Below are 16,568 nucleotides of genomic sequence, written 5' to 3' on the forward strand. Positions count from 1 at the left end.
CTCAGCGCCGGCAGGCATCGCGTCGATGATCGATATCGAGTACGTACACGACGCCCTCTGTGTGGTCGATGCGGTAGCGAACGCGGTACTCCCCCCGTCGGGCGCGCCACTGTCCGGCAAAGGGCGGACGCAGCTCGGCACCGACGCGAAGAGGATTGTCGGCCAGGGGACCGAATAAGAACTCGACGCAGGCGGCGGCTGCCGCCTCGGGAAGCCCCTCGGCCAGCTGGCGTGCGGCAGTCCGGGTCACGACGACCCGAAAGGTCATTCAGTCGCCGCCGACTTGGAAAGAAGTGCTCGTACGGCTTGTTCGTCGAGCACCCGTCCATGCTCGATGTCTTGCTCTGCACTCTGGAGTCGTGCGATGGCGTCAGGGTCGCTGAGCAGCTCAATGGTCGCTTCGATCGACTCGAGATCGTCGGCGGCGAGCAGGACGACGTAGTCGCGGCCATTTCGAGTGATTTGGACGCGCTCATGGGTCGTGGCGACTTCCTCGGCGATCTCTGACAGTCGTGCTTTGACCTCGGACAGCGGCAGCGTAGTCATAGACCAGAATCATAGTCTAAATGTAATCTCTACGTAGGGCACGGGCTGTTCCGGTTACGGATCCCGTTGTGGCAACGGCCGCCGCCGGAGTCGTTCCGTCACCGGTCAGCGTTGTGGCACCGGAACCGGACATCGATGTCTTCCAGCTGCCGCGCCAGTTCGGGGCCGAGCAGTCTCGATGTCATGTAAGCGTGCGCCCAAAGAAGTCAGCGAGTGCTTTCCAGTGCCGGGAGGCAGCGGCCTCGTCGTAGGTGTCGTTGTCGGGCACCGCGAAGCCGTGATGGGCTGGATAGGTCTCGACCAGGTGTGACACTCCGGCCTCGGTCAGGGCGGCTTCCAGCAGCTCACGCTGGTCGTCGGTGAACGACTGATCCTCGACCGCCCCGGCCACGTAGACAGTGGCGGTGATGTCACCGGCTCGCAGATGAGGGCTCTCGGGGCTGTCGGCGACTGCAAGGCCGCCGCCGTGGAACGACGCGGCCGCGCCGATCGCTTCGCCCAGCCGCCCGGCGACGATCATCGACGTGCGACCGCCCATGCAGTAACCGGTCGTCCCGACGGGGCCGCCGGTCGTCTCCGGCCTGGCGAGCACGAAGTCGATGAACGCGCGGGCATCGGCGGCCATGACCTCAGGCGTGACCGTGCCCATCAGCGCGAACAGCCGAGCCCGCTCGTCGGAGTCGGCGAAGACGGTGGCAGCGTCGAACGGTGCCCACGGCGCATCGCGGTAGTAGACGTCGGGCACCAGGGTCACGTAGCCGAGGCCAGCCAGATGCTCGGCCATGTCGCGGTGAGCGGCACGCAGGCCCGCGGCGTCGGGGTACATGATGACGGCCGGCCACGGGCCATCCCCGTCGGGCACGTGCAGCGACGCCGGCGCTACCCCATCGGCCGTCGGAACCTCGACATCGTGCTGGGTCATTCGTCTCTCCTCAGGGCACGCGCTGATGCAGCCCGACCAGTCAAAGCCTGGGATGCTCGCTTCTGTCCACGTTACCCACCGCCGTGGCCAGGCTGCTCGGTCGTGGATAGCCGCCCGCAGAGCGACCGTCGCCGGGCGGTGCGACGACGACCGAACCGTGGACGAGGACCTACGTCCGTCGTTCCGCAAGGCAGATCGCCCAACGGGCTGACCGTCCCGGTGAGCGTTCGTCGTACGGGACGGCGGGGCCCCCAGGATCGTGGCCGACCGCATGCGGCGCTACACAGAAGCCCGTCTGTACGAAACGGCACGCGACTCGTACGATATAGGCATGGCCACGATGAACATCAGCGACGCGCGCGACCACCTTCCGGCCGCGATGGAGACGGCACGTACCGAGGCGGTTTTCCTTCAGCGCCATGGCCGCCCGGCCGGGGTACTGGTGAGTCCGGAGCGTTTCGAACAACTGATGCAAGCGTTGGAAGATGCCGAGGACGCCGCTGCCTTCGACGAGGCTATGGCGGAGGAGGGACCAAACATTCCCTGGGAACAGGTCAAAGCTGACCTCGGCTGGGCGTGAGCCGTTACCGGATCGAGCTCCGCCCAGCGGCCGCCCGTGCCTTGCGCAAGCTCGACCCCGCGGTCAGTCGACGCATCCAAGGCGCGATCGCTTTGCTTGCCGAAGATCCGCGCCCGCCCGGTGCGCGCGCACTACCGGGCCGACCAGGCCTTCGAGTTCGGGTCGGCGACTACCGCATCCTTTACACCGTCCAGGACGACGTCCTGTTGATCGTCGTCGTCAGGCTCGGACACAGACGCGACATCTACGACCAGTAGCACCCAACTTCTCGTCGGCCGATCCCCAACGGGCGGACCCGAAGACCGCCCTGTTGGCCGACCCAATATGGCCACAGCCAATGACGAGCCTCATCGCGGTACCGGCGCGCACAATGTCATGCATGACCCTAGTGGCCGTGATCGTTGACCTTGCCGATAGCCAGCTTCCGGGCCGGCCGACAGGTTGGGAGCGGGTCGGCATTGCTGCAATTGGCCTCGATCTTCGTTGCGACCCGCATGCTGGTCACCGGAATCGGGCGACCTCAGACCTCGAAGTACCTTGACACTTTGGGGAACTGGCATGCTCCCGGCGCCAGGTCACCAAGAGCACCCCGGGGCCTCATCGCCGCCGGGGTCATCTGCGGGCCAGTGGGAGTCGCCCTGATCGTCTACGCCGCCTTCTTCGCTTGATGTGGCCAGCAGTCGGAGGCAACGGCAACACCGACTTCCGCTTCAGCTCCAACGCAGCAGGCGGTTCATATCCGGATCCTGTTTCGGTCACCAGTCCTTGAGCAGGACGATGTGCGGGGTAGGCAGTCAGATGGGCAGAACAGTCAACGGCTGGCCGGTTCCCGTGACCAACACCCGATCGGTGACCGGTCAGTTCATCGGGGTGGGTCGATGTCGGGATTGCCGATGGTGCGCCACCGCGAGATTGGAGCGACGATGAAGATCGCCTTGCCGATGACGTCCGACGTGGGGACGGGCCGTCCGCAGGTCGGCGGTGCAGCGGCGGGTTTGAGTTGGGAACGCACCTGACGTCAGTAGTGGTCTCGGGCTTGCAGGACGACGATGTGCTTGTCCGTGACGTAGTAGACCAAGCGGTTGGCTTCATCGATCCTGCGGGACCAGGCGCCCGCCAGGATGTGCTTGAGCGGTTCCGGTTTGCCAATACCGACGAACGGGTCGCGGAGCACATCGGCGATGAGCTGGTTGACGCGCTTGAGCGTCTTGCGGTCCTGGGTCTGCCAGTAGAGGTAGTCCTCCCACCCGTTCGGATCGAAGGCGAGGGTCCGGGTCACGCATCCCGGAGATCATGGTGCTCGAATTCGCCGCGCCGGACGCGCTCGATCGCTTCAAGCAGCCGTCCTGCGTTTGCGGGAGTCCTCAGGAGGTAGGCGGTCTCGGTCAATGCGTCGTAGTCGTCCTTGGACATGATGACCGCGTTGCCGTGCCTGGAGACGACCTCGACCGCAGTGTGGTCGTCGTTGACTTGCTGGATGAGCCCGAACAGGCCCTTACGTGCATCAGTTGCAGTGATCGCAGTCATTGCATCACCTCCCAGTGGTACGTTTTACTGTACCACTTCCGTGGCTTGAATGCCGGGAAATCCCGGCTCAGCGAGGCGCCGCCGCGAAGACCCTGCCCGGGGCCCGGTGACCGATCGCTCATCGGAAGCCAGGTGGCCGAGGTGACCTGCCACGTACATCCTTTCGCTGGCTTCAGTCGTCTATGTAGCGGACACCCGTGAGTCGCGACTACCGAAGGGGCGGCGCAGGCATGGACACCGCGACGGAGGCAGCGCTGCGGCAGCTCTACATCAAGCACTACCAACCCACGGCCCCGGCAAAGTCGGTTTGACGATTCCTGACCTGCGGTGATGGGCTGCGACACGCCGTGAGGATGCGGTTTTCGGGTGCGCGTGGTCCGTGGTGATGATCATGAAGGTTCTTCAGGCCGCTCACTCACAGCCAAGGACCACGCCCGATGTCATCATCACCCAGCTACACCGTCGTTGACCAATTCGACGAAGATGAATTCCCCGACATCCCGGCGGCGCCGGCGGCGTTGCTCCGAGCCCTGCGATCGGTTCCCGACCCCAGCTGCTGGGTCAGACCCGGGATCTGTTCGACGAACGTTGCGGTGCGGCAGTCAGCCTGATCGCAGAAGAACCTGCGCGCCGTCAGCCACAACACCGTCGGCTGCCCGGCGACCGGTAGATCCGCCAATTGACGCCGGTAGGTGCTGTGCACCCGCGTCGACACCCGCCTGCAGCGGACGCACCGCGCTGCCCGCGCCCTCGGATGCGCGGAGATCCTCACCATGCCGTCGACCGTGCGAATGTCGTCGACCTTCACCAGCGATAGGTGCGCAAGCAGAACGCGGCAAGAACGGCAGTCAACAGCCATGCCTCCAGGGGATCACACACCTTCCCTGGTCCGAGCGCCGGATCCCCAACCAGCTTCACGGAACTTGAGCCAGAACCACTTACCGTGCAATTTCACACACCATCAGCTTGAAAGGGTTCCTAACCAGGACACCGAAGAACCCGACAACTACCATTTCGAATAGCCCGTTCCCCGGGAAACGGCCAACCAGCCGTCCGGAAGCCGAACCTCCAGCGGTGACGATCTGGTCATCCCCCAGCACGACCGTCGCGATGTATCTCGTCTCCGCAACGGGATCGCTCAACGGGCAGACGAGCGTTGAAGCCTGGAGTCATCGCTGCGTCGACGGGCACGCGGATAAAAATCAGCGGCTTTCCAAATCCGCAAGTTCGGCAGGTAGCGGAAGGCCCAGCGCCCTAACCTCGATCTTTCGTGCGCCCAGCGGAACTGGAGGTGACCTCGTGTCGGGGTGATCTGTTGGTTCGTGCTCGTCGTCGCTTGCCGGTGCGAGTCCGGTCCGGGTAGCTGTCAGGAGGCCCGGTAGCAGACTGGCGGCTCGGGTTGGAAACGGTCAGGGTCGAAGCCCAGTGTCAAAAGCCCTTATGGGGGAGCAACTGTTCGGTCCGCAGCATGAAGGGCAAACCTGCAGCGTCGTTAGAGGTCCTGCCCGTGAGGGTGGGAGCAGAGGGAGCCGAGCCGCTGTTAGCACGGCGAAGGCCATGGACGCGGTGAAGAACCTGAAATCGCAGCCGCCAAGAACCCTCCGGCGTATGGGGTGTGGAACGTTCAGATAGTGACGGCGGGAACTGGGGAGGCCCTCCCCGGCCCGGTGACCTGCGATGTTGTCACCGGAGAGACGCGCCCTATGACCGGTCTTCGCCGGGAAGTGGGTGTCGTGTCGGGTGGGCGTCGGAGGCGGCCGTAGTACTGCTGGAGCCGAGCGGACAACACAACCGCCGGTGAGGGAAGGGCCGCTGCTTCGTCGATGTGTCGTGCTCGTCTTGGAGGTGCCCGGTGAGTGCCGTTTCGGCTAGTTCCGCCGCTTCGGGGTCTGTGATGGACCCGGTTCGTGCCTTGCAGCATGCGCTTTACCGGGCGGCCAAGGCTGATCCCGGGCGAAGGTTCCACGCGCTTTCGGACAAGGTCTATCGCAGGGATGTCCTTGAGCGGGCGTGGGTCGATGTGCGCCGCAATGGCGGCGCGGCCGGTATCGACCGTACGAGCATTGCCGATGTCCAGGAGTACGGGGTGTCCCGGCTGCTGGATGAGTTGGTCGCGGATCTGAAGGTCGGCAGGTGGCGTCCTTCTCCGGCGCGTCGGGTGTTCATACCCAAGCCCGGTAGTGGGGAGTTGCGTCCTTTGTCGATTCCGACGGTGCGTGATCGGATCGTGCAGGCTGCGGTGAAGATCGTGCTCGAGCCGATCTTGACAGGCCGATATGTTGCCGTGTTCTTTCGGGTTCCGCCCGAAACGTTCAACACACGATGCCCTGCAGGTACTTGTGGATGAGTCCTGGCGGGGACGGCGGTGGGTGGTTGAGACGGACATCGCCAATTGTTTCGAGGCGATTCCGCACGACAAGTTGATACAGGCGGTGCAGGAACGCGTCTGTGACCGATCCGTAGTGCAGCTGCTGCGCGGCATGTTGCGCGCTGGGGTGATGCACGATGGGCAGGTCCGGCGATCGGTGACCGGCACTCCGCAGGGCGGGGTCGTTTCCCCGCTGCTGGCGAACATCTATTTGCACCGGATCGATCGGGCATGGGATGCGCGTGAGCACGGGGTGCTGGTGCGGTTCGCCGATGACGTGGTGGTGATGTGCTCCACGGAGCGGCAGGCCAAAGCTGCGCTTGCGCAGATGAGGGTCCTGCTGGCCGATCTCGGTCTGGAACCGAAGGCGGCCAAGACCCGGATCGTGCAACTGGTCGTGGGTGGCGAGGGTGTGGATTTCCTCGGCTTTCACCACCGGCTGGTCCGCAGTGACGGGCGACGCTCCGGAAAGCGTGTCGTGTTCCTGGCCCGTTGGCCCGCGAACAAGGCGATGCAGCATGCCCGCGACCGGATCCGGGAATTGACGGACCGGTCACTGCTGCTGCTTCCCATCAACGCGACGGTGGATCGGGTCAACCGGTTTGTCCGCGGCTGGGCCGCGTACTTCCGGTTCGGCAACTCCACCCGTCACTTTGCGAAGGTCAGGGACTACATGCGGATGCGTCTGGCGCTGTTGATCAGCAAGCGGCACAGACGTTCCCGGGCCTTCGGTCGTTCGGTGGTGTTCTTCCAATCACCGAATCACTTGGGACTTTTCAGCCTTGACGGGATCATTGCCGCACCCAGGCCCTTCCGGGCCTGGCGGGTGACACCGAATGCCGGCGGTGAACGACGTCGGTGAGCCGTGTGCGGGAGAACCGCATGCACGGTTCGACGGGCGGGAGCTGGAAACGGAGCGAGTTGGCCAGGGCCACCGAAGTGGGACAACCCGACGGGAAACCGCGGGCACCAAGGCATCGGGACCTACCGCCAACCACCGCCACCGCGCCAGCTCCCGACCCTACGCGAGGTGGACGACCCTGCCTGTAAGCGATAGATCAGCGGTTCTGAGGCTGTCCGTCGGGTCGAAGGCGTCGTCAGATCGCCCCTATGGTCACCTGGGGTGGTGCCGGATTCCACGTTCCGGTTGGGCTTCCTGGTGCTGGTCGACGGGGGTTGTTGCAGGTCAGGTGGGTGCGGGCAGGGCGTGCAGGCGTGCTAAGCCGGTGGTGAACAGGTGCCGGTGCGGGGCGTGACCAGACAGGTGCAGCCAGACTCGGCGGGATCGGCGCGCGATGGTCCCGGCGACTGAGAACAGCCTCAGGCGTAGCCGTTTGGGTTCCCACCGACGGGCATCGGTCCCGGCCAAGGCGAGCATCTGCATCCAGGCGGTCAGCTCGGTCGCCAGCTGGACTACGGCGATCCAGATGCGGTTCTGCGCGAAGTCGGTTAACGGTAGGTTCCGCATCCCGGTGTCCTTCGCGTTGCGGATCCGGTCCTCGCAGCGGGCCCGCCGCCGGTGCCGCAACTCCAGGTCCGCCAGCTGACCTGCGGTGGTATTGGTGACAAACGCGGTGAGCCGGTTGCCGTCGACGTCGGTGAACCGCAACTGTGCGCCGGGATGCGGCCGCTCGGCCCGCACCAGCACCCGCATCCCCGCCGGCCAGCTGCCCAGGCTCAGCACGCCGGTCAGCTCGGCGACCCACGCCCCGTCGCGGACCGTCCGGTCGGCGTCATACGCCGGGGTCCACGCAGCCTCCGGCAGCTGGTCGATCTTGGCGACCATGTCATCGGTCAAGGTGAACCCGACCGAGTACGACAGTCCCTGCCCGGACAACCATCTCAGGAACTCGTGCGTCCCGCCGCCACCGTCGGTGCGGATCAGCAACTTGCGGCCGATGCGTCCGCCGCGACGGTAGAACGGCAGCTGCCGCAGCGCCTGCTTCGTGACGTAGATGTGGTCGGCGGCGGTGTTGGAACCGGCGTTGCCCTTGCGGAGCAGCATCGACAACGGCTCACCAGTGCCGCTCTGGCCGTGGTCCGCCCATGCGCCCAACGGGTGGAACCCGAAGCCCCGTTTGAACGTCGGCGCCGCCAACTCCTTCTCGGAGTGCGCGGTGATCAACGTGGCGTCCAGGTCGATCACCAGCGGATGCTCGCCGCTGATCTGATGATCCGGCGCGGCGTCACCAGCCAACATCCATACACGTTGTCTCACAGCAGCCCTGGCCTGGTTGATCGCGCTCAACGCTGTTTCCGGGGTGGCGGCCAGTGCGTCGATCAACCGGGACACCGTCGGGTCGGAGGCGACCCTGCCGAACACCGACGGTTCGGCCCGCAGCAACCCGACATCGGCAAGGCAGTCACCGCCGATGGCGACGCTGATCGCCAGATCCAGCAGGATCTTCCCCGGATCCAGCACCGCCGACTGCTTGCGCCACGGCGCCAACGCCCTCGACAGTTCCCGGTCCAAACCGACCTTGCCGGCGGCGGCGACCAGAAGCACTGCACCGGCCTGGGACACCACCCGCTTCGCGGTCGTGTCCACTGTCAACCGCGGATACAAACCGGTAGGGTTCGACATCAGAAAGGTGCTCCAGATCTGCGTAGTGTTGGTCCCTCAGCAAGACCTATCCTTGCAGCTCAGAGCACCTTTCTCCATGAACAAAACACCTTTGTTCACCTACCGCGAGAAAGCGCGAGGCTAGGACCACGACACCGAGGAGGACCGGCCGAAGTCCCGCCTCATTCTTCCTCCGGATCCTGATGGATCCCGTCAGCACGCCAATCAGGTTCAGCGTGATCGCGACGGCAGACGTGACGAGCACCGCGGTTCGCTGTTGATCGCTGGTCGCCTGGACAGCGGTGCAACCAGCAAGGACGGCGAGGTAGAGGAATAACCATCGCGTCCATCGAGGAGCCGCGTACTCAACCGTCATGTGTGAAATCTAGCCACACGCGCCCGTGCAGAAACCTGAGCGTGCGACCGTATCCGTCGATCGCCGCAAGCCGAACGTCCTGCGGCGCCGTGAGCCGCCTTTGGAGGCGGCCGACGACCAAGATCGTGGACGTGCCCGTTGGGGATGGATGACCGGGCAGCGGTTCCATGGTTCGCCGGCCAAGGCGTCAGCGGGCTCGTGAGCGCCCGGGTTTCCGGTGAGTGAGATTGCGGGTGGCGGCTTCGAGCCAGTCGGCGAGGGCTTGATCTTTGCGCAGCCCGCTCGCCTCGACTCGGATCCATCCTTGCCCCATCGAGCGACCGGTTCCCATCTCCGCGCGGGATGCGTGAGGCTTTGCGAGCAGGATGGCGTCTTCGGCTGGGTCGACGCGGACGAGCAGACTGCCGTCGTTGTGCGCGGCCACTGCCATGGCACCGTCGACCATCAGCGCCAGCACACCGAACATGCGCACTTCTTGAAGGTGCTGACCCGGTAGCAACGCCCTGATCCGGTCGATCAATCCGCGCGACGAGTCGCCTGCGGGGGTTGGTGTCATGCCGGTTGCTGTTGCCGCGGCATGTAGCTCAGGCGGTCGAAGGCGAGACGGATCTCGACGATCTGCCCTTCATGGACTGTGAACAGTTCGCTGGCCAGCGTCGTCGTTGTGACCGCGGTCTGGGGGAAATACCAGAGCGCCACCCGATTCTCGTCAGTCATCCGACTGTGCTCGGGTACGCCTGTCAGCATCGGCGCGAATCCGGCGAGATAGTCGCGCCAGTCGCCCTTGGTGGTGACGTTCTCGTCGGGGGCGAAACAGTGGACGTCGTCGGAGACATAGGTCAGAGCTTGATCGATATCGCCGCTGGTCCAGGCTTGGTGGTAGGCCTCGACCGTCGACAGTGCGTCGTGAACATTCGGCATAACTTCTCCTTCGGCTAGTAAGCGGCTCAGGGACCGGGTTTCCAACTATCGGGCGGGAGGTGCTCGCCGGTGGCGGCCCTCCTCAGGCGGGCCAGGAAATGGCTCCACCCGTCCATATGACCACCAACCAGGTCCTCCGGCAGATCGGTATGGACGACCTCGACCCGGGTCCCGGCGCTGATAGGCGTCAGTTCGAAAGACACCATCGACGAACCCGGCGGCAAGCTCTCATTGCCGGCGAACCCCCAGGACAGGGTGACCCGTCGAGGTGGATCCACTTCCAGGAACATGCCGCGCGCCGGGTAGCCAGCGATGTCCACCGCGAACTGGCCGCCGGGCACCGGGTCAAGCGATGCCCACTGCCCCATCCACGAGGTCATTCCGGCGTCGGTCACCAGGAACTGGAAGACGGTCTCTGGAGCGGCGTCGATGTCGATCGTGGCGCGATGCTCAGCCATCGCTGCTCCGGGCCGACGACTCCACCGCACGCTTCAACGCGCTCAACCGCTCCGGCCAGAAGTCCTCGAAGAACCCTTTCCCGACGGCTAGGCCCTCCACGCGCACGACAAACAGATGACGCGTGCCCGACCGCGCGCCGGTCACCAAGCCAGCCGCACGAAGCACCTTCAGGTGGTGAGAAACGATCTGTTGCGACAGCCCCAACATGTCCGCGATCTCGCCGACCGCGCAACGCTTGTTGCGCACCACCGACAAGATGGCGCGACGATTCGGGTCGGCCAGCGCATGGAACGTTCGATCCAGCTCGCCTGCCGGTTCGCTCATCCGCAACCTCCTCAAGCGAGGATATCACCAACGGACGTTTGTACAAACGAATACCAGAGTCCCAGCACGGCCGGGCGCGAACCGATCGCAGCCGAGCCCCACCCGGACGGCAGACCCGGTCCGCAGGAGGATCGACATACGGCACAACTTCGACCGGGAAGACCTCTTCAGGCGGTCCAGCCGTGTAGCAGCAGGGGGCGTGCGTTGTCGGCGGCGTTGAGGGCGGTCGCCACATAGTCGATTAGGTCAGATGGCAGCGCGGACTTGCGCGCCCAGACCAGTTCAGTGCACTTATCTGGCTCACCGATTGCCGGAGTGCCTGCCCACCGCTCGACGGTGAAGAATAAGTCGAGGTACTCGCTGTCGGTTGCGGTCTCAGGCGCCCGGTGCACCGTCACTGCCAAGCGGCAGGAGGCCGGGTCGGCAGCGATCGTGAGTTCTTCCCTCAGCTCGCGGATCAACCCGGAGAGCGCATCTTCACCGCCGTCCAGGTGCCCGGCGGGAACACTGAGCTGGCCGTCGCGGTAGCCAGAACCAGCTCGGCGCATCAGCAGGACACAGTCGCCGTCGGTCAAGATGCCGTAGACAGCCACGGCCAGTCGGAATGGGTCGGTGGGCACCGCCCCACCCTAGAAGCTGGCCTGCGGCCGGGCCACCGCCCCGTACCCGATCACGACGCGGCCCCAACCGCCTTGAGCTACTACCACCACTCCCGGATCGGTGACCGGTCATCGATCGGTGTCCGGTCATCGATCGCTGACCGGTCGGCGATCGGCGGGCTCAGTCGGTCGTTGTCGCCGAGGGGCCATCCCGTTCACCGGTCGACGTTCCAAGCAGGCCGCGTCGGGAGTGAGGCATAGATTTAGGTGCACCGGCAGCGAGAGACGACCCCGACCGAGGTTTGCGTGCAACGTGCCGACGGCGGGGCCCGTCCAACTGGTGAACGGGAGAGGCCCGGGTAGGAGGCGGTGCGATGACCTACGGTGTGCAGATGCGTGGGGCGCTGGCCGTCTTGTTGGTGGTGCTGTCCGGCTGCACGGCGACCGCAAACCCAGACACCGCTGCCATTCAGAGCACGACGCAGCCGTCCTCCACCTTGACCACGTCCAGCCTGCCGGCCAGCAGCCGGCCCGATCTTCCTGACCCGATCATCCCCGATCGAACGCCGAACGCCGCAACCAGCTCCTCCGCGCTGATCATCCGGGACTGCGCTGCTTCGGCTGCACGAGCCATCGCCGCAGCAGCATCATTGTTGCCGGAGGGGACGTCGCGGACGCCTGAAGACTCCGGTCTCTGCTCTGCTGGTCAGCCGCTTGACGTGACGTTCCCAGCTGTCGCCAAGTTGGCGTGGACCGTCACGGTCAAGGTCACCGCCGGGCCTGTCGCCGACTGTCAGGCGGAGGCCGCCAACGGCAGCGCCAGCTGTCAAGTGATCGTCGGACACCCCGGCTTCAGCGGCGCAGAAGTGGTCTGCAGCGCCATTGCCTGCGACCAGGCCTGGGTGTCCAAAGGCGCCGAACTGGCGGTGGTGCTCGGCTATGTACTCGGCGCGCAGCTGGCCATGTCACAGCAGGCCATACCCGCATTCAACGGATTGGGCACCACGATCGGAGTCAGCGTGCTGACCGCACTTGGTGGGTGACCGACCGAACCTTCACACGGACATCGGCCGCTACCCGGTCAGCGATCGGCTATCGGGACACGCACCCTCGATGGGCCGCCTCCCAAGACTGACCGCTCCCGGGTGACCTATCCGGGGGGCGACTCCAGCGCTTCCTCAGCAGCTTGGCGCATCTGCCGAAACATCCTCCGACCCTTCTTAGCTCGTCCTGTACCCGGCAGATCAGCATGCCGTTCAGCAGCGGAGGCCCAATCGCGCATTTCCACCAGCCGAGCCGGGGAGGCAGATCGGAGGTCCGCTTCGAAGTCTTTCCGGTTCTGCCATGACATGACTGCCATAGCTCAACGCTAGTAATTCCGATCCCCATGATGCAACCCGTTTGCCGACCCAACCTGCGCGAGCGACCACAGCCTCACATCTGGCGAAACCCGGACCGCAAGCGGAACGTGGAGCGGTCGATCACTTACACCCGGCACCAGACGTCCTGAAGGGCTTCACGAGTGGAGCCGCCGGCACGAGGCCCTGGTCATAGCCAGGGTTATCAGAAGCGTATGCGATCTTGATGCAATATGTAACGCCCGCTGGTCCGCTGGATCCGATGGTGGCCAACACCGACTCACACTGGCGTTTTCGTCACCCAGTAGTTCGGCGGTCGGCTCCTGGCCCTGGGTTTGCTCCCAGACGAAGATTGGCCGCTCCGTCTGGCATCCCGGGTTGCTGGTGGGCGAAGCGGGCGCAGTAGACGTGTGGAAGCCCACCGCCGAGGTCGTTGAGCATGCCGTGATCAGCAGGGCAAGCACGCCGCCCATCGCGGCCTTGACCCTCATGACGCGACGATAGACCTTCGGCGTCCACGCCTTGAGGCAAACTCGACAGTCCACCCTTCGTGTCTTGCTGGGCCCAAGTCCTGAGCGAGGCCAACTTTCGTGCACAACCCGGGTCCGTTCTACTTGACCAAACCCACCCGCCCGTAGGGGGAACGCTCACCGGTCACCCTCTCGCCTGCGCGACCACCATCGTCAGCGGCACCGTAACGGGATTCACTGGTGGAGCATCCGGCCGCCAAGAGGCCGACCAGGACCACGGCGCTGTCGGTGAGTCGGTTGACCGCTCCCACTCTGCCCAGCAGCCCAGCGGGAACTATTCGTTGCTACCCGTATTGCCTAGCGTGCGAGGCCCTGGATCAGCTGATCAATGACCGCACTCCCCTCTTCGACGGTCAGGCCTGTGTTGGCACCGGGCGTTCCTCTCATAGTCGCGTGGCGTGCATCGTCTCCGCTGATCTCCTGGTGATTAGCACTGGCCGTGAACCGCCCGATCTGCGCCTGCGAGACTCCAGTCCGTTGGCTCAGGTCACGGTCGCTGCCGCCGGCAGCCTGGCGAAGCAGCTCGTAGACCTTGTAGAACTCCGCCCACTTGGGCTTCGCCACCGAGCCAAGGACTCGATAGACCTCCACGAGCTCTGGATGAGTGGTGAGCTGCCGATACCGGCTCATGGTCGGTTGTTGGTCCGGGCGGTTGTGCCGTCCCCTTGCTGACAGAACCGCTTGCGCTGGCTGAAGCGATGACGACGGCAGCCGCTTCGGCGAAGATTGTCGCGCCGCGTGTTGTCACGATCGTGTCGGTGACCTCGGCGACGTCGGCGACAAAGACGTGTCGAGACCCGACGGCCGAAATGCTGCCAGCGAAACTTACTCGCCCAGATCGGGGCGACAACATCGAACTGATACCGTTTAACACCAAGATCCTCGGTAGAGCCGCTTTCCTAACCTCATCCGCTTCGGTTAAAGAGTCGAAGTCGTCCGCTTGCAAGTAGGTTCGCTGGCTCTCGTCGTCGTGAGCAACTACCAAGTCGCCGTCTGCCAGTTCCTCACGCAACCTCCTGAGATCCTGCTCATCTCCATTCAAATACACTCGCCACGCCATTATCGGCTCTTCAGAATTAACAGGGGCGTTGCGCTGTCATCCTGGATGGCGCCGGCCAGGTTCGGCGGGTGCAGGCCCATCGTATGCGGCGGCGTTGGTTGTCGGTGTTGCGGAACCCGAATGCGATCCGTCCGATGTTCTTGACAATGCGGTTGTAGCCTTCGCTGCGGGCGTTGGACAGAGCTGTGTCGATGGCGGCGATGTTCGGGGCCTGCCAGGTGTCGACGGTGGTGGCCAGGGCGTGGATCTCTGGGACCCACCTGCAGTAGGCCTCGCCGGGTTATCACTTCTGGGGTCATTGGTGATCTGCAAAAGCTCGGAAGAGCGGACCAAACAGCGCCGCGGCCCCAGTTGTAGCCAGGCAGCGGTCCCCGCCTCAGTATTCTCCCGAGGTCCGAACGGCCCGCACAATATCCGTTAAAGTTGGCAGACCCCGCTGGATCAACAGCGCGGCCACGGGCATGCACCTGGATGCCCACGTCGCATGCTCGCCCGAGATCGGCCAGACCCCAGCGGCGGGCTGCTGCCGTTCTCGCGCAACTGCCGCCACCAGGTCCCTGTCGCACCGCGCGCAATGGCCCGCCCCCGAACCGAGCGGCGAAGCGTCCCATGGTCGCCGACCAATCGGGGGCATCGCAGCAGGCAGCTGCCCTCCGCCAGAACCGTCGATTACTTGCTGGGACTGAATGGATTGCATGGTAAACAGATAATAAAGGCGCCCTTGCCAGGGGGTGTGATATGTGCCACAGTGAGGGCTACTTGCTTCGACTGGATGGAGGCCAATGGTGCAACGGCAGAACCAGCGGCGGAGACTCGCATGACACCGCGGCGGCGACCACGGAGACTCGGGCGACGCGGGAGCGTCGTCGGCTTGATCGTTCTGTTGCTGTTCGGGTTGGGAACGGGCGTGGCAGCTGCCCACTCGGTCTACCAAACGGCCCTGGTTTACGAGAGTGAGCTGCCCTGTACGGAGCTCCGCTCGGAGACCGGGCACGAGAGCGGGGCGACAAACATCTACCTTCGAGGTGATGTGCAGGCCCTACGAGACAACGTATTCGGCGCGAATTGCCAGGACGACTGGACGCGACCGGTCAATTACATCCGAGTGACGTACGTCCTGCAGAAGCAGAGCCCGAGCAACCCGTCCTCGTACTCCAACTGCATCTCGTACAGCTACGTCCTCAGCCCAGTGGCGACGGACAACTATCGCATCTCGAACTACGCCGGCGTCAGACCGTGCGGCGCAGGGTCGTACCGGACTCTGACGATCGGCGCGATCCGCAATGGCAACACGTGGTACGGCGGCGACCTCTCATCCTTGAACCACTTATTCTGATCGGGGAACAGTGAACATGCAGATACGTGCCCTGCACCTAGTAGTAGCCGGCGTCGTGATCGGACTCGGGTTGTCTGGCGGCGTTGCAGTAGCCTGGCAAGCTCTACAGGCGGCGACGACTACGTGAACGAAGACGGCACCGTGGATATGAACAAGATCCCGGACACAATGACCATGGTGGACGCCGACGGCGACATCGTCGTCGACAAGAACGGCAATCCGGTCCTGCTGGATGCCCGCAGGCTGCTCGACCCCACGGCAGAGGATCCCTTCAAAGATCGCTACCCGCAGGGGAAGGCCCTGACCGAGATCGGGCCCGACGGGAAACAGAAGGTCGTGGGCCAAGAGGGAGTACCGATTCCGCGGGCCGACCTCATCGAGGAGTACGGCGTCACGGAGTTGAACTGTCCTGAGCACTTTGGTGGGAACTGCGAAGCAGTTCCCACCAAAGCATTCCGAGCGTCGTACTGATCTCACACAGGAGAGCGCGAGCGTATCGCTGCCCACGATCTCGGTCAATGGGGCTCTTCAGAATTAATATTAGCGTACCGTGATATTGAACTCCTGCAACCGTTAGCTGAGCTATCATCTCCACAGCGGGATGCTTTGGTCCTTCGCTACTGGCTAGACTTATCGTTGCGCGAGGTAGCAGAAATTATGAGGCTTCCTCTAGGTACAGTAAAATCGCATATTTCACGCGGACTTGCCCTACTGTTCAAGACTATCACATTCGGAGAGCGGTTATGAATCAGGAAGACGTCGAAGATGACGACAAAGGGAAAGCTGCCCGGCATCTACTGGGTGAGCTCTCATCTCGCCTAAGTCCGGGCCTTGCCCGATGGGAGGTTATCTCTAGGGAAGCGCCACGCGTCCCCAGCCCTCGCAGGCCGGTATTGATAGCTGCGGTTACCGTACTTGTTCTATTGGGAATTTTCCTGGCTGTTAGCTCGACTAGCAGCTCCAAGGGCCAACTAGCCGCGCCAGCAGTGCAGGCTCCTTCAGTTAAATCTGCAGAGGTGCAGGTATCTTCCGTAAAAGCTATGGAAACCGCCCCCACTAAGGTAGTTGTAAGTTTGCAAGAGAACATGCTGGACTATTC

The 16,568-nt window shown here is 64.1% G+C and carries 22 protein-coding genes and 1 pseudogene; 8 read left to right on the top strand and 15 right to left on the bottom strand.

The genetic code is table 11. From position 1 onward, the window contains the following. Position 1: 1 nt before the first annotated feature. The 3 genes from ABIB25_RS24140 to ABIB25_RS24150 all read right to left on the bottom strand — a co-directional run bounded on the left by ABIB25_RS24140 (position 2) and on the right by ABIB25_RS24150 (position 1,468). Positions 2–268: a type II toxin-antitoxin system RelE family toxin gene (locus ABIB25_RS24140; protein ID WP_354531082.1), complete on the bottom strand. Its 267-nt coding sequence runs from the start codon at positions 266–268 to the stop codon at positions 2–4. Further along, the gene (locus ABIB25_RS24145) at positions 265–546 is read right to left on the bottom strand and encodes a type II toxin-antitoxin system Phd/YefM family antitoxin (RefSeq protein ID WP_354531083.1); all 282 of its coding nucleotides are present in this window, start codon (positions 544–546) and stop codon (positions 265–267) included. The genes ABIB25_RS24140 and ABIB25_RS24145 overlap by 4 nt, the downstream gene beginning before the upstream one ends. Before the next feature lie 181 nt (positions 547–727). Then, positions 728–1,468 carry a dienelactone hydrolase family protein gene (locus ABIB25_RS24150; protein ID WP_354531084.1) on the bottom strand — a complete coding sequence of 247 codons (741 nt, stop codon included), beginning with the start codon at positions 1,466–1,468 and terminating at the stop codon, positions 728–730. 331 nt (positions 1,469–1,799) lie between these two features. Here ABIB25_RS24150 and ABIB25_RS24155 point away from each other — a divergent pair, with 331 nt between their 5' ends. Together ABIB25_RS24155 and ABIB25_RS24160 are read left to right on the top strand one after the other, a co-directional pair. Then, complete coding sequence (locus tag ABIB25_RS24155) at positions 1,800–2,048, top strand: type II toxin-antitoxin system Phd/YefM family antitoxin (RefSeq protein ID WP_354531085.1); 249 nt, start codon at positions 1,800–1,802, stop codon at positions 2,046–2,048. After that, on the top strand, positions 2,045–2,305 hold the full coding sequence (locus ABIB25_RS24160) for a type II toxin-antitoxin system RelE family toxin (protein ID WP_354531086.1): 261 nt from the start codon (positions 2,045–2,047) through the stop codon (positions 2,303–2,305). Before ABIB25_RS24155 ends, ABIB25_RS24160 begins: the two co-directional genes overlap by 4 nt. A gap of 605 nt (positions 2,306–2,910) precedes the next feature. On the opposite strand, the gene ABIB25_RS24165 is transcribed toward ABIB25_RS24160, so the two are convergent. From ABIB25_RS24165 to ABIB25_RS24180, 4 genes are all read right to left on the bottom strand, one after another. After that, positions 2,911–3,060 (bottom strand): hypothetical protein, encoded by a 150-nt coding sequence (locus ABIB25_RS24165; protein ID WP_354531087.1) that lies wholly within the window; start codon positions 3,058–3,060, stop codon positions 2,911–2,913. Positions 3,061–3,066: 6 nt separating this feature from the next. Beyond that, on the bottom strand, positions 3,067–3,327 hold the full coding sequence (locus ABIB25_RS24170) for a Txe/YoeB family addiction module toxin (protein ID WP_354531088.1): 261 nt from the start codon (positions 3,325–3,327) through the stop codon (positions 3,067–3,069). Beyond that, the gene (locus tag ABIB25_RS24175; protein WP_354531089.1) at positions 3,324–3,575 is read right to left on the bottom strand and encodes a type II toxin-antitoxin system Phd/YefM family antitoxin; all 252 of its coding nucleotides are present in this window, start codon (positions 3,573–3,575) and stop codon (positions 3,324–3,326) included. Before ABIB25_RS24175 ends, ABIB25_RS24170 begins: the two co-directional genes overlap by 4 nt. Before the next feature lie 454 nt (positions 3,576–4,029). Further along, positions 4,030–4,434 carry a transposase family protein gene (locus ABIB25_RS24180; protein WP_354531090.1) on the bottom strand — a complete coding sequence of 135 codons (405 nt, stop codon included), beginning with the start codon at positions 4,432–4,434 and terminating at the stop codon, positions 4,030–4,032. A gap of 1,035 nt (positions 4,435–5,469) precedes the next feature. Here ABIB25_RS24180 and ABIB25_RS24185 point away from each other — a divergent pair. Further along, positions 5,470–5,922, top strand: a complete 453-nt coding sequence (locus tag ABIB25_RS24185; protein ID WP_354531091.1) for a hypothetical protein — start codon at positions 5,470–5,472, stop codon at positions 5,920–5,922. Then, a complete protein-coding gene (locus ABIB25_RS24190; protein WP_354531092.1) occupies positions 5,852–6,805 on the top strand; it encodes a reverse transcriptase domain-containing protein in 954 nt (317 codons plus the stop codon). The genes ABIB25_RS24185 and ABIB25_RS24190 overlap by 71 nt, the downstream gene beginning before the upstream one ends. 324 nt (positions 6,806–7,129) lie before the next feature. Here the strand turns inward: ABIB25_RS24190 and ABIB25_RS24195 are convergent, their stop codons facing one another. The 6 genes from ABIB25_RS24195 to ABIB25_RS24220 all read right to left on the bottom strand — a co-directional run bounded on the left by ABIB25_RS24195 (position 7,130) and on the right by ABIB25_RS24220 (position 11,179). After that, positions 7,130–8,527, bottom strand: coding sequence for an IS1380 family transposase (locus ABIB25_RS24195; RefSeq protein ID WP_354531093.1), 1,398 nt, complete (start codon positions 8,525–8,527; stop codon positions 7,130–7,132). Positions 8,528–9,069: 542 nt separating this feature from the next. Then, positions 9,070–9,438: a TfoX/Sxy family protein gene (locus tag ABIB25_RS24200; protein ID WP_354531094.1), complete on the bottom strand. Its 369-nt coding sequence runs from the start codon at positions 9,436–9,438 to the stop codon at positions 9,070–9,072. After that, positions 9,435–9,803, bottom strand: coding sequence for a nuclear transport factor 2 family protein (locus ABIB25_RS24205; RefSeq protein WP_354531095.1), 369 nt, complete (start codon positions 9,801–9,803; stop codon positions 9,435–9,437). Before ABIB25_RS24205 ends, ABIB25_RS24200 begins: the two co-directional genes overlap by 4 nt. A gap of 26 nt (positions 9,804–9,829) precedes the next feature. Beyond that, complete coding sequence (locus ABIB25_RS24210; RefSeq protein ID WP_354531096.1) at positions 9,830–10,261, bottom strand: SRPBCC family protein; 432 nt, start codon at positions 10,259–10,261, stop codon at positions 9,830–9,832. After that, a complete protein-coding gene (locus ABIB25_RS24215) occupies positions 10,254–10,586 on the bottom strand; it encodes an ArsR/SmtB family transcription factor (RefSeq protein ID WP_354531097.1) in 333 nt (110 codons plus the stop codon). The genes ABIB25_RS24210 and ABIB25_RS24215 overlap by 8 nt, the downstream gene beginning before the upstream one ends. A gap of 167 nt (positions 10,587–10,753) precedes the next feature. After that, a complete protein-coding gene (locus ABIB25_RS24220; protein ID WP_354531098.1) occupies positions 10,754–11,179 on the bottom strand; it encodes an NUDIX hydrolase in 426 nt (141 codons plus the stop codon). A 380-nt stretch (positions 11,180–11,559) separates the two neighbouring features. On the opposite strand from ABIB25_RS24220, the gene ABIB25_RS24225 reads away from it, so the two are divergent. After that, a complete protein-coding gene (locus ABIB25_RS24225; RefSeq protein WP_354531099.1) occupies positions 11,560–12,228 on the top strand; it encodes a hypothetical protein in 669 nt (222 codons plus the stop codon). A 1,142-nt stretch (positions 12,229–13,370) separates the two neighbouring features. Here the strand turns inward: ABIB25_RS24225 and ABIB25_RS24230 are convergent. After that, complete coding sequence (locus tag ABIB25_RS24230) at positions 13,371–13,703, bottom strand: hypothetical protein (protein WP_354531100.1); 333 nt, start codon at positions 13,701–13,703, stop codon at positions 13,371–13,373. 446 nt (positions 13,704–14,149) lie between these two features. Further along, a pseudogene (locus ABIB25_RS24235) lies at positions 14,150–14,389 on the bottom strand (transposase); the annotation flags it as partial. Between the two features lie 615 nt (positions 14,390–15,004). On the opposite strand from ABIB25_RS24235, the gene ABIB25_RS24240 reads away from it, so the two are divergent. From ABIB25_RS24240 to ABIB25_RS24250, 3 genes are all read left to right on the top strand, one after another. Next, the gene (locus ABIB25_RS24240; protein WP_354531101.1) at positions 15,005–15,469 is read left to right on the top strand and encodes a hypothetical protein; all 465 of its coding nucleotides are present in this window, start codon (positions 15,005–15,007) and stop codon (positions 15,467–15,469) included. A 123-nt stretch (positions 15,470–15,592) separates the two neighbouring features. Continuing rightward, positions 15,593–15,940 (top strand): hypothetical protein, encoded by a 348-nt coding sequence (locus tag ABIB25_RS24245; RefSeq protein ID WP_354531102.1) that lies wholly within the window; start codon positions 15,593–15,595, stop codon positions 15,938–15,940. A gap of 93 nt (positions 15,941–16,033) precedes the next feature. Then, positions 16,034–16,216 carry an RNA polymerase sigma factor gene (locus ABIB25_RS24250; RefSeq protein ID WP_354531105.1) on the top strand — a complete coding sequence of 61 codons (183 nt, stop codon included), beginning with the start codon at positions 16,034–16,036 and terminating at the stop codon, positions 16,214–16,216. Positions 16,217–16,568: the final 352 nt, after the last annotated feature.

This window comes from Nakamurella sp. UYEF19 (assembly GCF_040546275.1).
Classification (GTDB): domain Bacteria; phylum Actinomycetota; class Actinomycetes; order Mycobacteriales; family Nakamurellaceae; genus Nakamurella.